The 14,076-nt window shown below is 69.5% G+C and carries 12 protein-coding genes; 5 read left to right on the top strand and 7 right to left on the bottom strand.

What is annotated here, in order from left to right; all coding sequences use genetic code 11:
* Positions 1-33: 33 nt before the first annotated feature.
* The 4 genes from hutG to hutC are packed head-to-tail and all read right to left on the bottom strand — an operon-like array spanning position 34 to position 3,300.
* Positions 34-831 carry an N-formylglutamate deformylase gene (hutG, locus tag J7U46_RS13215; protein ID WP_282826524.1) on the bottom strand — a complete coding sequence of 266 codons (798 nt, stop codon included), beginning with the start codon at positions 829-831 and terminating at the stop codon, positions 34-36.
* The gene (gene hutI / locus J7U46_RS13210; RefSeq protein ID WP_282826522.1) at positions 828-2,036 is read right to left on the bottom strand and encodes an imidazolonepropionase; all 1,209 of its coding nucleotides are present in this window, start codon (positions 2,034-2,036) and stop codon (positions 828-830) included. The genes hutG and hutI overlap by 4 nt, the downstream gene beginning before the upstream one ends.
* Positions 2,033-2,581: a HutD family protein gene (locus J7U46_RS13205; RefSeq protein WP_282826520.1), complete on the bottom strand. Its 549-nt coding sequence runs from the start codon at positions 2,579-2,581 to the stop codon at positions 2,033-2,035. The genes hutI and J7U46_RS13205 overlap by 4 nt, the downstream gene beginning before the upstream one ends.
* Complete coding sequence (gene hutC, locus J7U46_RS13200) at positions 2,578-3,300, bottom strand: histidine utilization repressor (protein ID WP_282826518.1); 723 nt, start codon at positions 3,298-3,300, stop codon at positions 2,578-2,580. The genes J7U46_RS13205 and hutC overlap by 4 nt, the downstream gene beginning before the upstream one ends.
* An 82-nt stretch (positions 3,301-3,382) precedes the next feature.
* Between hutC and hutU the strand changes: the two genes are divergently transcribed.
* Together hutU and hutH are read left to right on the top strand one after the other, a co-directional pair.
* Entirely contained in the window at positions 3,383-5,074 is a 1,692-nt protein-coding gene (hutU, locus tag J7U46_RS13195) for a urocanate hydratase (protein WP_282826516.1), read from the top strand.
* Between the two features lie 103 nt (positions 5,075-5,177).
* Positions 5,178-6,725 carry a histidine ammonia-lyase gene (gene hutH / locus J7U46_RS13190; RefSeq protein WP_282826514.1) on the top strand — a complete coding sequence of 516 codons (1,548 nt, stop codon included), beginning with the start codon at positions 5,178-5,180 and terminating at the stop codon, positions 6,723-6,725.
* A gap of 47 nt (positions 6,726-6,772) precedes the next feature.
* Here hutH and J7U46_RS13185 read toward each other — a convergent pair whose 3' ends face one another.
* Positions 6,773-8,689, bottom strand: coding sequence for a methyl-accepting chemotaxis protein (locus J7U46_RS13185; protein ID WP_282826512.1), 1,917 nt, complete (start codon positions 8,687-8,689; stop codon positions 6,773-6,775).
* A 153-nt stretch (positions 8,690-8,842) separates the two neighbouring features.
* Here J7U46_RS13185 and J7U46_RS13180 point away from each other — a divergent pair, with 153 nt between their 5' ends.
* Genes J7U46_RS13180 through J7U46_RS13170 form a run of 3 tightly spaced genes read left to right on the top strand, consistent with a single transcriptional unit; the run spans position 8,843 to position 11,975 of the window.
* Positions 8,843-9,577, top strand: coding sequence for a transporter substrate-binding domain-containing protein (locus tag J7U46_RS13180; protein ID WP_282826510.1), 735 nt, complete (start codon positions 8,843-8,845; stop codon positions 9,575-9,577).
* The gene (locus J7U46_RS13175) at positions 9,574-10,665 is read left to right on the top strand and encodes an ABC transporter substrate-binding protein (protein WP_282826508.1); all 1,092 of its coding nucleotides are present in this window, start codon (positions 9,574-9,576) and stop codon (positions 10,663-10,665) included. Before J7U46_RS13180 ends, J7U46_RS13175 begins: the two co-directional genes overlap by 4 nt.
* 56 nt (positions 10,666-10,721) lie before the next feature.
* Positions 10,722-11,975 (top strand): alpha/beta hydrolase-fold protein, encoded by a 1,254-nt coding sequence (locus tag J7U46_RS13170; protein ID WP_282826506.1) that lies wholly within the window; start codon positions 10,722-10,724, stop codon positions 11,973-11,975.
* Here the strand turns inward: J7U46_RS13170 and clsB are convergent.
* Positions 11,969-13,261: a cardiolipin synthase ClsB gene (clsB, locus tag J7U46_RS13165; protein ID WP_349239493.1), complete on the bottom strand. Its 1,293-nt coding sequence runs from the start codon at positions 13,259-13,261 to the stop codon at positions 11,969-11,971. The two genes, J7U46_RS13170 and clsB, sit on opposite strands and share 7 nt — an antisense overlap.
* Positions 13,258-14,073, bottom strand: a complete 816-nt coding sequence (locus J7U46_RS13160; RefSeq protein WP_282826504.1) for an endonuclease/exonuclease/phosphatase family protein — start codon at positions 14,071-14,073, stop codon at positions 13,258-13,260. Before J7U46_RS13160 ends, clsB begins: the two co-directional genes overlap by 4 nt.
* Between the last annotated feature and the right edge of the window lie 3 nt (positions 14,074-14,076).

Below are 14,076 nucleotides of genomic sequence, written 5' to 3'. Positions count from 1 at the left end.
GGAGCTGAGCCCCTTCGGGCGGCCGTGCGGGGCTCATGGCTTCCACGCCAGCAGCGTCTCGAACATCTGCTTCAGCAAGGGCTGCACCTTGGCCGCCAGGTCGGGCCGGTACTCGAACGGCGCCGGCTCGTTCATGTAGCAACACTGGCACATCTCCAGCTGCACCGCATGCTGGCCTTGCGCGGGTTGGCCGTAATGCCGGGTGATGAAGCCGCCCTTGAAGCGGCCATTGACCACCTGCGTGTAGTCCGACTGCCCGGCCAGCAGTTGGCCGAGCGCTGCCGTGATGGAGGGGGCGCAGGACTTGCCTTCGACCGTGCCCAGGTTCAGGTCGGGCAGGCGCCCTTCGAACAGCCAGGGCAGCTCGGAGCGGATGCTGTGCGCATCGAACAGCACCACATGGCCGTGCAGGTTCTTGAGCCGCTGCAGCTCGGCATTGAGTGCGCGGTGGTAGGGCAGCCAGTAGTTCTGGCGGCGGCGCAGCTTCTCGGCCTCATCAGGCGCCTGGCCTTCCAGGTAGAGCGGCTCGCCGGTGAAGAAGCGGGTCGGGCACAGCTCGGTGTTGGAGGCGCCGGGGTACATCGGCGTGTCTTCCGGTGGGCGGTTCAGGTCGATCAGGTAGCGCGAGTAATGCGGCTGGATGAGGCTGGCGCCCAGCTCCTCGGCCAGGTCGCCGTAGAGCTGGCCGAGGTGCCAGTCGGTGTCCTCGCTCTGCAGCGCGCGTGGCTGGTAGCGGTGCTGCTGATCCTCGGGGATGGCTGTGCCGATGTGCGGCATGCTGATCAACAACGGGGTGCGGCCCTGCCGCAGCGTGAAGACGGGTTGGCTCATGGTCGGGACTCGATGCCGCCGCGCACGCGCAAAAGCAGCGGATTGCGGCCGAAGAAGTAGGACAGTTCATTGGGATGGGCGACATCCCAGACGCAGAAATCGGCGCGCTGACCAAGCGCCAGCTGGCCACGATCCACCAGGCCCAGGGCCCGAGCCGCGTTGACGGTCACGCCACGCAGTGCCTCTTCCGGCGTGAGGCGGAACAGCGTGCAGGCCATGTTCAGCATCAGCAGCAGCGACAGCGTGGGCGAGGTGCCAGGGTTGTGGTCGGTGCTCACCGCCATGGGCACGCCGGCCTCGCGCAGCGCCTGGATGGGCGGCAAATGCGTGTCGCGCAGGAAGTAGTAGGCGCCGGGCAGCAGCACGGCCACCGCGCCGCTCCGCGCCATCGCCTGCACGCCGGCCGGGCTCAGGTGCTCCAGGTGGTCGCAAGAGAGGGCCCGGAACTCGCAGGCCAGCTGGGTGCCACCCTGGTCGCTCAATTGCTCGGCGTGCAGCTTGACCGGCAAGCCCAAGCCTCGCGCGGCTTCGAACACGCGGCGGGTCTCGGCCGGCGTGAAGCCTATGCCCTCGCAGAAGGCATCAACCGCATCGACGAGGCCCTGCGCCTGCAGCAGCGGCATCCAGCCGCAGACCGCGTCTACATAGTCGCCCTGGCGGCCCTGGAACTCCGGCGGCACCGCATGGGCGCCCAGGTAGCTGGTGCGCACCTCGACATCCGCCTCGCGGCCGAGGCGCCGCGCCACGCGCAGCGACTTGGCCTCGGCCTCCAGCGAGAGGCCGTAGCCGGACTTGATCTCGACCGTGGTCAGGCCTTCGGCCTTGAGGCTCTGCAGTCGCGCCGACGCGAGCTGGAACAGCACGTCTTCATCGGTCTCGCGCGTGGCCGCCACCGAGGAGCGGATGCCGCCACCGGCGCGCGCGATCTCCTCGTAGCTGGCGCCCTGCAGGCGCAACTCGAACTCGCGCGCCCGCTGGCCGCCGTAGACCAGGTGGGTGTGGCAATCGATCAAGCCCGGTGTGACGACGGCGCCGGCCAGATCATGTTCTTCATCGACCTGCAGCCCAGGCGGCAGCTCGCTCTCGGGCCCGACCCAGGCGATCTGCTCGCCCTCGGCCAGCAAGGCGCCCTGCTCCACCCAGCCCCAGGGCTGGCGGCCGGCCAGCGTGGCGAGGCGAGCGTTTCTCCACAAGACGCGCTTCATGCCGATTCGCTCCAGACCATCCACCAGGCATCACCGCCCGCGCCCTTGAAGCTGAGCGGCTGCGCAGCCGGCGTTTCGCACCAGGCCAGGCTCAGTGGCGCCAGGGGGGTCTCGCGGCCGCCATGGTTGAGCACGCCGCCACCCACACTGAACAAGGCCACCAGTTGGCCTTCAGCGACCCAGGCCTGCTCGGCGCGAAACACCCGCAGCTGGCCGCGTGCCCGCTGGTGCATCACATTGAAATCACGCGTCGGGCCCTTGATCAGCTCGCAGTCCGGTGCCAGCGCACCATCGAAGCTCAAGAGGTCGTCGCCGACGCAGAGCTCGTAGTCCCACAGCCGCACGCCATGGCCCGAGAGCACGCCGAACCAGCGCTGCACGCCCTCGAAGGCCGAGAACGGGCCGTCGGCCTCGATGTCGGCCACGCTGATGCGCAGGGCCCAGTCGTTGCTGTGCGGCCAGGCCAGCAGCTCGCGCGTCCAGCCGCCGTTGTTCTTCCAGCGCTGCGGCGTCACCGCCTCTGCAGACATCACACTCCAGCTCATGCTTGGAAACTCCCCTCAAGCAAGTAACGAGACCCCGGATGGGTCAGCCGCACCGTGGTGACGGTCAGCCCCCGGCTGAAGGTCCTGCGCTTCACGACCAGACAAGGATCGCGCCGGGCAATGCCCAGCAGCTTCGCCTCGAGCTCATCCGGCAGCGTGGCCTCGATGGTGTAGCGCGCTTCCGAGAGCGGCGCAACCTCGAGCAGGTGCTGGGTGGGCGTGGTCTGGGTGAAGTCCAGGCCCAGGTAATCGGGCGCGCAGGCCGGGTTGACGAGCCGGTCTTCGCACTGGATGGCCACGCCGTTCTCCAGGTGGACGATGACACTGTGGAACAGCGTGGCGCCGCTGCGCAGGCCGAACCCGGCGGCCTGCTCGCTGCTTGCGCGGATCTTCTCCAGCAGATGGACGCGAGCCTCATGACGATGGCCGCGCTCGGCGATCTCCTCGTGCACGTCGCGCACCGTCAGCGTGGACGAGATCTTGTGCAGCTGGGCCACGAAGGTGCCCACGCCTTGCACGCGTTCAATCATTCCTTCCTGCAGCAGCTCACGGAAGGCCCGGTTCACCGTCATGCGGCTGACCTCGAACTGGGCCACGAGCTCAGCCTCGGAGGGCAGCAGGTCGCCAGCCACCCAGCGGCCGGCCGCGATGCCTTCGCGCAAATGATTCTTGACCTTCAGGTACTGCGGTTCGGGACCACCCGGAGCTTTGCGTGCCATGGGCCGCATCGTACTTGACTGTACTTGTATAGACAACTAGAGTTCGCCCATTTCGAACCCGGCCATCTCCCGAGGAGCTCCCATGTCCCATACCCCTGCCCAGCCGCGCGTTGTGCGCGCCCCCACCGGCACCACGCTTGCCTGCAAGAGCTGGCTGACCGAAGCCGCCTACCGCATGATCCAGAACAACCTGGACCCGGTCGTGGCCGAGAACCCGGACGCCCTGGTGGTCTACGGCGGCATCGGCAAGGCGGCGCGCAACTGGGACTGCTTCGAGCAGATCCTGCGCTCGCTGAAAGAGCTGAACGATGACGAGACGCTGCTGATCCAGTCGGGCAAGCCGGTCGGCGTGTTCCGCACCCATGCCGATGCGCCGCGCGTTCTGCTGGCCAACTCCAACCTGGTGCCGGCCTGGGGCACCTGGGAGCATTTCAACGAACTGGATCGCAAGGGCCTGATGATGTACGGCCAGATGACGGCCGGCAGCTGGATCTACATCGGCACACAGGGCATCGTGCAGGGCACCTACGAAACCTTCGCCGAAGCCGGCCGCCAGCACTATGGCGGCTCGATGGTCGGCAAGTGGATCCTGACCGCCGGCCTCGGCGGCATGGGCGGCGCCCAGCCACTGGCCGCGACGTTCTCGGGCGCCTGCTCGCTGAACATCGAATGCCAGCAGTCGCGCATCGACTTCCGTTTGAAGACCCGCTATGTGGACGAGCAGGCCGCGGACCTGGACGACGCGCTGGCCCGCATCGCCAAGTACACGGCCGAAGGCAAGGCCATCTCCATCGCCCTCTTGGGAAATGCCGCTGAAATCCTGCCGGAGCTGGTGAAGCGCGTGAAGGCCGGATCGGCCATCAAACCCGACCTGGTGACCGACCAGACCTCGGCCCACGACCTGATCAACGGCTACCTGCCGGCCGGCTGGACCGTGGAGCAATGGAAGGCTGCAGCGGCCGATTCAAGCCAGCATGCCGACCTCAAGGCGGCCGCCGCACGCGGCTGTGCGGTGCACGTGCAGGCCATGCTGGACTTCCAGGCCATGGGCATCCCGACGGTGGATTACGGCAACAACATCCGCCAGGTCGCGCTGGACCAGGGCGTGAAGAACGCCTTCGACTTCCCCGGCTTCGTGCCCGCTTATGTGCGTCCGCAGTTCTGCGAGGGCCGCGGCCCCTTCCGCTGGGTGGCGCTCTCGGGCGACCCGGAAGACATCCGCAAGACCGACGCCAAGATCAAGGAGCTGTTCCCCGAGGAAGCGCGCGTGCACCGCTGGCTGGACATGGCCGGCGAGCGCATCGCCTTCCAGGGCCTGCCGGCGCGCATCTGCTGGCTGGGCCTCGGCCAGCGCCACATCGCCGGCCTCGCCTTCAACGAGATGGTGAAGAACGGCGAGCTGAAGGCGCCCATCGTGATCGGCCGCGACCACCTGGACAGCGGCTCGGTGGCGAGCCCAAACCGTGAAACTGAATCGATGAAGGACGGCTCGGATGCCGTCTCCGACTGGCCGCTGCTGAATGCGCTCTTGAACACCGCCGGCGGCGCGACCTGGGTCTCGCTGCACCATGGCGGCGGCGTGGGCATGGGCTACTCCCAGCACAGCGGCGTGGTCATCGTCTGCGACGGCACCGATGCCGCCGCCAAGCGCATCGAGCGCGTGCTCTGGAACGACCCCGCCACCGGCGTGATGCGCCATGCCGATGCCGGCTACGAAATCGCAGAACAGTGTGCGAAGGACAAGGGCCTGAACCTGCCCATGGTCACCAAGTAACAGCCCCCCCCGCTGCGCTTCGCGCTCCCCCTCAAGGGGGCAAGTCCGCAGGCCCGGCAAAGCCGGATCCTCGGACTCTGCTTGGAAATACAAAGAAACTTCGATGAACCAAATCACTATCTCGCCCGGCCAACTCACCCTCGACCAGCTGCGCAGCATCCGCCACGGCGGCGTGAAGCTCGCCCTGCATGAGAGCGCGGCCGCCCTCATCCGCCGCAGCGCCGCTGTGGTGCAGGCCGCTGCCGCCGGCGATGCGGCCGTGTACGGCGTCAACACCGGCTTCGGCAAGCTGGCCAGCACCCGCATCAGCAAGGACGACCTGGCCGCCCTGCAGCGCAACCTGATCCGCTCGCACTGCGTGGGCGTCGGCGCGCCGCTGGCGCCTGAAGTCGTGCGCCTGATGATGGCCACCAAGGCCGCCTCGCTGGCGCGCGGCCATTCCGGCGTGCGCGAAGAGGTGGTGCAGGCCATCCTCGATGTGTTCAACGCCGGCCTGATTCCCTACGTGCCCGCACAAGGCTCGGTGGGCGCCTCGGGCGACCTGGCGCCGCTCTCGCACATGAGCCTCGCGCTGATGGGCGAAGGCGAGATGCTGGTGGACGGCCAGCGCAAGCCGGCGCTCGCGGAGATGGAGAAGGCCGGCCTCAAGCCCTTGCAGCTGCAAGCCAAGGAGGGCCTCGCCCTGATCAACGGCACGCAGACCTCCACGGCCCTGGCGCTTGAAGGCCTGATCCGCTTCGAGGTGGTCTACGCCACGGCCATCGTCTCGGGCGCCCTGACGCTGGACGCCGCGCGCGGCAGCGATGGTCCCTTCGATCCGGGCATTCACGCGGTACGCGGCCAGCCCGGCCAGATCGAGGCCGCCGCGGCCTATCGCCAGCTGCTGACCGGCAGCGCGATCCGCCAATCCCACAAGGAAGGCGACGACCGCGTGCAAGACCCCTATTGCCTGCGCTGCCAGCCCCAGGTGATGGGCGCTTGCCTGGACCAGGCCCGCTATGTGCGCGAGGTGCTCTTGCGCGAAGCCAATGCGGTGACGGACAACCCGCTGGTCTTTGCCAACGACGACGGCACGAGCTACATGGTCAGCGGCGGCAATTTCCACGCGGAGCCGGTGGCCCTGGCGGCCGATGCGCTGGCCTGTGCCATCGCCGAGGTCGGCGCCATCGCCGAGCGTCGCATCGCCATGCTGATCGACACCGGCGTCTCGCGCCTGCCGCCCTTCCTCACGGCCAATGCCGGCCTGAACTCGGGCTTCATGATTGCCCACGTCACGGCCGCGGCCCTGGCCAGCGAGAACAAGTCACTCGCGCATCCGGCCAGCGTTGACAGCCTGCCGACCAGCGCCAACCAGGAAGACCACGTGAGCATGGCCACCTTCGCGGCCCGCCGCCTGGGCGCGATGCTGGACAACACCGGCCACATCATCGCCATCGAGCTGCTGGCAGCGGCGCAGGGCTTCGAGTTCCTGCGCCCGCTGCAGAGCTCAGGCCCGCTGGAGCATGTCTACGCGCTGCTGCGCGAGACCTGCCCCCCCATGCCGGACGACCATTACCTGGCGCCCGACATCGAGCATGCCTTCGCCCTGGTGGGCAGCGGCCGCCTGGCCCAGCTGCTGCAGGATGAAGGCGGGATGCGCGTCTTCGCCTAACCCGCACCAGAAGCGGGCTCGGCGCAACAAAAACGCACCAGTAACGCTCAGCCTCGCTCCAACTTGAAGCCCGCCACGACCTGACGCAGTGCTTGCGCCTGCTGGTCCAGGCTGGCGGTGGCGGCCTGGGTCTCTTCGACCAGGGCGGCGTTCTGCTGGGTCATCTCGTCGAGCTGGCCCACGGCGCTGTTGATCTGCTCCATGCCCCGGTGCTGCTCGCCACTCGCGCGGTTGATCTCCTGGATCAGCTCGCCGAGGCGCTGCACCTGCTGCACCAGCTCACCCATGCCGGCACCGGCCCGGCCCACCAGCTCGCTGCCCTCAGCCACGCTGTCGCCGTTGTCGCGTATCAGGGCGGAGATCTCCTTGGCCGCGATGGCGCTGCGCTGCGCCAGCGAGCGCACCTCGCCGGCCACCACCGCAAAGCCCCGGCCCTGCTCGCCGGCACGGGCCGCTTCCACCGCTGCGTTCAGAGCCAGGATGTTGGTCTGGAAGGCGATGCCGTCGATCACGCCGATGATGTCGGCGATCTTCAGCGAGCGCTGGCTGATGCCGGCCATGGTGACCACCACCTGGCCCACGACCTGGCCGCCGGCCGCCGCCGCTTCGCTGGCGGCGCGGGCCAGGGCATTGGCCTGGTCGGCATGCTGGGCATTGGCGGCGATGGCGGCCGCCATCTGTTCCATCGAGGCGGCCGTTTCTTCCAGATTGGCAGCCTGCTGCTCGATGCGCGCCGACAGGTCGGCATTGCCCTGGGCAATCTCGCTGGAGGCGTTGGCCACCGCTTCGCTGCTGTGCTGCACCTCGCGCACCTGACCGGCCAGCTGGCTCATCGCGCTGCCGAGGGCGCCGGCCATGCGGCCGATCTCGTCGCGCGACTGCACCTGCACGCCCCGCCCCAACTCGCCGCGCGCCAAGGCCTCGGCCGCCCGCAGGGCCACGCCCACGCTCTCGCCCAGGCTGCGGCTGATCAGAAGCATCAGCCACAGGCCCAGGGCCACTGCGCCGAGCAGCAGGGTGGCCAGCGCGCCAATCTGTCGACGCTCGCTGGTCACGCGCTGCTGCAGCCGCGCATCGACCTCGCCCAGGGCCTCGAAGACCAGCTGGAACTGGGCATCGATGGCGGTCGTGGTCTGTTTGTAGAAGGCGGCCGCCGCCAGCGTGGGCGTCTCAGCCGCAATCAGCTGCTCCTTCACCAGGGCGATGGCCGCCGCGGCCTGGGCGAGCGCCTCGCTGCCCGCGAGCGGGCGCAGCGCCGGATCGATGGCTGCCGCTCGCTGCAGCTGGCGGCTCGCCTGCCCGCTGGCGGCCTGGGCCTGCTCGGCCGCGCCGGCAAGCATGGCACGGTCCTCGGGCTTCAGGCTGCCCTGCTTGAGCAGCAAGGTGCCGCGGCCGCGCAGGCGGCCCAGCATCTCGGCCAGTCGCGGCAGCGGCACGGCGGCGGCCGCCACCACGTGATAGCCCGCCGCCTCGGCATCGCGCTGCAGGCCGCTGCCGTCGATCAGAAGCTCCTGCAATTGCAGCAGATCCTCGACCAGGGCCGTGTGGCGGGCAAAGCTCTGCGGCGGCTGCAGGGCCGCACCGGCCACGTCACGCTGCAGAGCGCTCCACTGCTCGCGCAGCCGAGCGATCACAGCGAGGGCCTCGGCCTGCCCGGCCGCGCTGGCCTGCAGCTTGGCCCAGGCCTGCTCCACCCGGTCGGCCACGCTGGCGCGCTCCGCAGCGGCCGCGGCATCGCCGCCCAGTTGCAGATTGGCCTGCGCGCGGTGCCGCTGCACCTGCTGCAGGAGATGCAGCAGTTCGGTCATTGGCGGCAGCGCAGCGGCCTGGACCTCGGCTCGGTGCAGGCTGCTCCAGCTGGCCCGCAGCAGCACCACGGCCGGCGGCAGGGCCATCAAGAGGGCCAGCAGGCCGATCAAGGCCAGTTTTTGCCAGATTTGCAGGTGTGCAATCCATTTCTTCATCGTGCTCTCCCTGGCCTGTGCGGCCTTGTGCATGACGGGGCAAGTGGCAGCAGGCAACTCGCATGCCAGCCTTGTCAAAGGCCGCTGCGGTCGCAGGTCCGGCAGGGCGCACAATGGGCCCCGATTTCCGTCCGCCGTAGTCCCTTTCTGCCGATGCCCGCCCGCGCCCTCGCCGCCTTGCTGTTTCTGTGCTGTGTCAGCGCTCTTGCCCAACCCGGCCCCGTGCTGCGCGTGCACTACAGCGTGCTGCCGCCGCGCAGCTACACCGAGCCGGGCAACAAGCCGGCGGGCCAGCTGGTCAAGCGTGTGCAGCAGCTCGCCAGCGCGGCCGGTGTGGCCATCGAGCTGCAGGAAGCGCCGCTGAAGCGCAGCCTGCATGAGATCGAACTGAACCAGCAGCCGCTGTGCGTGCTCGGCGTGTTCAAGACGCCGGAACGCGAAGCCTTCGCGCGTTTCTCGGAGCCACTCAGCATCGATGCCGCTCCCGCCATGCTCGCCGTGCCGGCCGTGGCCGCGAAGCTGCGCGCCCACGCCAGCCTGCAATCGCTGCTGCTCGACACCTCGCTGCAGCTGCTGGTGGTGGGCGGCGTGTCCTACGGCACGCGGCTGGATGGCCAGATCGCCGCCATGCCCCGCCCGCCCATGCGGGTGACGGCCAGCCAGCTGCAGCTGTTCCGCATGCTGATGCTGGGCCGCGCCGACTACATGATCGCCTCGCGCGAGGAGCTGGCCCATGTGGTTGACCAGGGCTCGCTGCCTCGTGGAGCCCTCGAGCTGGTGAACTTCGAAGGCATGCCCGCCGGCCGCAGCCGCCACCTGGCCTGCAGCCGCCAGGTCGCACCCGCCCTGTTGCAAAAGCTGGATGCCGCACTGCGAACCCTTCCATGATCCCAAGAACCTGGCTGTTGGCCGGGCTGCTGCTCTTGCAGACAGGCCTGGCCCTGGCATCGACCACCGTCGCCTTCATCAACCCGGGCAAGGCCGACGAGCCCTACTGGCTGGGCGCCAGCCAGGCCATGCAGGCAGCAGCGCGCAGCCTCGATCTGCAACTGGAGGTGCTGTATGCCGAGCGCGACCCGGCGCGCGCCCTGCAGCTCGGCCGCGAGATTGCGGCACGCGCGCAGCGGCCCGACTATGTGGTCCTGGTCAACGAGAAAGGCACCCTGGTCGAGAATGCCCGCGTGCTCGGCGCCGTGGGCATCAAGACCTTTGCGGCCTTCAGCGGCCTGCTCCCGCAGGAGCGCGAGCGCTGGGCGCCGCGCAAGGGCCTGCCGCTGCTGCTGGGCAGCCTGGAGCCTCATGCCCAGGATGCCGGCTACCTCACGGCCCGGGCCCTGATCCAGCAGGCGCTGGCCACGCGTCAGGGCAAGGGCAGGCTGCAGATGCTGGCCATAGGCGGCGACCGTTCGACGCCCGTCTCCATCCAGCGCAACGAAGGCCTGCGCCGAGCGCTGGCCGAGCAGCCCGAGGTGGAGCTGGTGCAGCAGGCCTTTGCCGACTGGCGCCGGGACCTGGCCGCTGAAACCATGGCCGGCATGCTGACCCGCCATCCGCAGGCCCGGCTGCTCTGGACCGGCAGCGACCTGATGGCCCTCGGCGCGATGGAGGCCATTGAGGCTGCCGGCCAGAGCCCGGCGCGCGACTGGCACATCGCCAGCATCAACACATCGAAGGCGGCGATGCAGGCGGTGCTAGACGGCCGCCTCAAGGCCCTGGCCGGCGGCCATTTCCTGGCCGGCGCCTGGGCGCTGGTGATGCTCTACGACTACGAGCATGGCCGCGACTTTGCCGACGAGGGCCTGATGCTGGAGCGGCCCATGTTCATGCTGTTCGACAAAGCGGCGGCGCAGCGCATGCTCGCGCGCTTTGGCGGCGAAATGCCGGCGCTGGACTTCAGGCCCTACAGCAAGGCCCTCAACCCGAGGCTCAAGCAGTACCGCTTCGACACCGAGACCTTGCTGAAGGCGCGTCCCTAGCGCACTGTTGGCCGGCCGCTTGCCCGCCACAGGGTGGCGGTGGCACAGTCCACGCGATGAAGACATCGCTGCGCCACCTCTTCTGCCTCGCCCTCCTGCTGCTGAGCCTGCCCGGCCTGGCCGAGGTGATCCACCGCGTCGACTTCGAGATCGACCTGCGCGCTGAAGCGGCGGCCGGCCGCTTTGACGCGACGCGCGACCAGGTCGGCGTGCGCGGCAGCGTGGCGCCGCTGTCCTGGGGCCGCACCCTGCCCGCCAGCGTGGCCACGCCGGGCGTCTACCGCGTCAGCGTCGCTTTCGAGCGCGTGCCCTTCGGCGGCCAGCCGCTGCAATACAAGTTCAAGATCGACCGCCCCGGCGCCGGCCCCGACGAGGGCTGGGAGCAGGGCCGCAACCACGCGCTGACGTTCCCCAGCGAGCAGCAATCGGTGATGCGCGCCTTCAATACGCCGGCCGCCCCGCTGCTGCCCCAGCGCACCGGCAGCATCGAGCGCCTGCCCTCGCTGGAGTCGCAGCACGTGAGCCCGCGCGGCCTGCAGGTCTGGCTGCCGCCCGGCTACGAGAAAGAGCCGCAGCGCCGCTACCCGGTGCTCTATCTGCATGACGGCCAGAACGTCTTCGATGCCGAGGCCGCCGGTGCCGAATGGCAGGTCGACGAGACCGCCCAGCGCCTGGTGCTGGAGGGCGCGGTCGAACCGGTGATCATCGTCGCCATCTCCAGCGGCCGTGACCGCTTCCTGGACTACACGCCCACCGAAATGCTGATCCCGGCCGCGCGCAGCGGCCATCTGCGCGACGAGAGCCAGGGCGGCGGCGGCCCGCGCTATGCCCGCTACCTGGTCGAGGAGCTGAAGCCCTGGATAGACCAGCGCTACCGCACGCGCACCGACGCCGCCAGCACGGCCGTGGGTGGATCTTCGCTGGGCGGGCTGATCTCGATGTGGCTGGCCCTGCACCATGCCGACACCTTCGGCGCCAGCCTGGTCGTTTCGCCCTCGGTCTGGTGGGACGACCTGTTCCTGCTGCGCGACGTCAAGACCACGGCCTTCGTAGGCGCGGAGCGACCCCGCGTGTGGCTGGACATGGGCGGCCAGGAAGGCCCCGGCGCCCTGCCCGTGGCCCGCCAACTGCGCGATGCCCTGCTGGCGCGCGGCTGGCAGGCCGACAAGACCCTCGGCTATCTGGAGCAGCCCGAGGCCGGGCATGACGAAGCCGCCTGGGCTTCGCGGGTGGAGGCGATGCTGCGATTCCTGTACGGCCGGTCGGCGTCACAGCCAACTCGGCAACCGGCTCAACGGCCCGCTCAATAGCGCCCGGTCGCCCCCGCCACCCGCAGGTAGACATAGGCCAGCCAGGCCACCAGGGCCCGGCGCAGCATGCCTCGCAGGCCGGCCTCATCGTCGGCACCGGCACGCTGCGAGACCGCCAGGGCCGCCTCGAATTCATCGGCCAGCGCATGGGCAAAGCCGGCATCGCGCACGATGGCATTGGCCTCGAGGTTCAAGAGCAGCGAGAGCGGATCGATGTTGGAGCTGCCCACCGTGGCCCAGGCCTCGTCGACCACGCAGACCTTGGCATGCAGATAGGCCGGCAGGTACTCGTAGACCTGCACGCCATGCCCGAGCAGTTCGGCATAGAGCGCATGCGCGGCCATGGCGGCGATGCGGTAGTCCACCTTGCCCTGCAGCAGCAGGCGCACGCGCACGCCGCGCCGCGCGGCATCGCGCAGCGCACGGCGGAAGGCGTGGCCGGGATAGAAGTACGGGGTGATCAGGTCGACGCGCTCACGCGCCGCGCGGATGGCATCGATGTAGGCCCGCTCGATCATGCGGCGCTGGCGCAGGTTGTCGCGCAGCACGAAGGCGGCACAGACCGGGGCCAGGTCTTGCCACTGCTGGTCGCGGCGTTTGCCGCGCGGCAAGCGCAGGCGGCGCAAGAGGCCACGCAGGCGCGACACCGGCTCGGGGCTGCGCACCAGGGCCAGCAGCTCTTCGCCGAAGTCGCGCCCCAGCCAGGCGCGCGTCCAGACGGCGCGCGCCGATTGCTCCACCGGCGCCACCACCGGGCCGCGCAGGGCCACAGCGAAATCGAGGCGCGGCGTGTCGGTTGCGCCGTGGTTGAGGTCGACCCGGTCGTCGATGATGTTGATGCCGCCGACGAAGGCCTCCTGGCCATCAACCACGCAGAGCTTCTGGTGCAGGCGGCGCAGCTGACCGGGCTGCAGCCAGCGCCACCAGCGATCGATGGGGCGGAACACCGCGAGCGCCACCTCGGTGCCGGCGAACTGCTCGCGCAGCCAATCGAGGCTGGCCTTGGAACCGAAGCCGTCCACCACCACCCTCACCCGCACGCCGCGCGCCGCCGCCGCACGCAACTGCTCGGCCAGCAGAGCGCCGGCCGCATCGTGATGAAAGATGTAGGTGGCCAGCCAGACCTCGTGACGCGCCGCCGCGATGGCCTCGGCCTGGGCCGGGAACAGCTGGTCGCCGCCACGCAGCAGGCGGACCTCATTGCCGCCCAGGAACTCGGGCAGGCTGCCGGCATGCCGGTGTATCAGCGGCTCGGGGTCGGGCGTGCGGCCCAGCCAGTCCGTCACGGCTCGCCAAGCTCCAGTTCCGCCACCAGCGGCAGGTGGTCGGACATGCGCACCCAGGCGCCGCCGCGCGGCACCTGCATGCCCACGCAGTGCATGCCGCGCATGTAGATGCGGTCCAGCGAGAACACCGGCACCAGCGAGGGGAAGGTCGCGGGCGGGCGCCGACCATTGGGCGGCTGGGCGCGGTGCAGGCCGGCGCGATGCATGGGCGCATCGAGCTTCTCGCCCCAGTCGTTGAAGTCACCGGCCACCAGCAGCGGCGCATGGGGAGGCACGGCAGCGGCGATGTACTCGGCCAGGCGCTCGACCTGGCGCATGCGGCTGCTGTGGATCAGGCCCAGGTGGGCCACGATGGCATGGATCTCGAAGCCGTTCCAGATCAAGGGCACATGCAGCAGGCCGCGTTGCTCGAAGCGATGGTCCGACACGTCGTGATGCCCGACCTCACCAATCGGCCAGCGCGACAGCAGGGCATTGCCATGCTCGCCATGCTTGGTGACGGCATTGGTGCGGTAGGCCACCTCGTAGCCCTCGGGCGCCAGGAACTCGGCCTGCCCCTGCTCGGGCCAGCCGAACCAGGTGCGCTGGAACTGCTTGGCCTCGGCATGGTGGAAGTGGCGCACCTCCTGCAGGAACACGAGGTCGGCGTCCAGCGCCTCGACGCCGAGGCCCAGGTTGTGGATCTCCAGCCGCTTGGCCCGGCCGAAGCCGCGCACGCCCTTGTGGATGTTGTAGGTGGCCACGCGCAGGTGCGGGCTCAGGATGCTGGTCGGCGCGGCCAGCTGCGAGGGGCGGAAATGCGGCCGCACCATGGT

This window comes from Pelomonas sp. V22, from assembly GCF_030014915.1.
GTDB lineage: Bacteria > Pseudomonadota > Gammaproteobacteria > Burkholderiales > Burkholderiaceae_C > JAUASW01.
The sequence above is the reverse complement of the archived record's forward strand: the minus strand, read 5'-3'. Positions and strand labels throughout refer to the sequence as shown.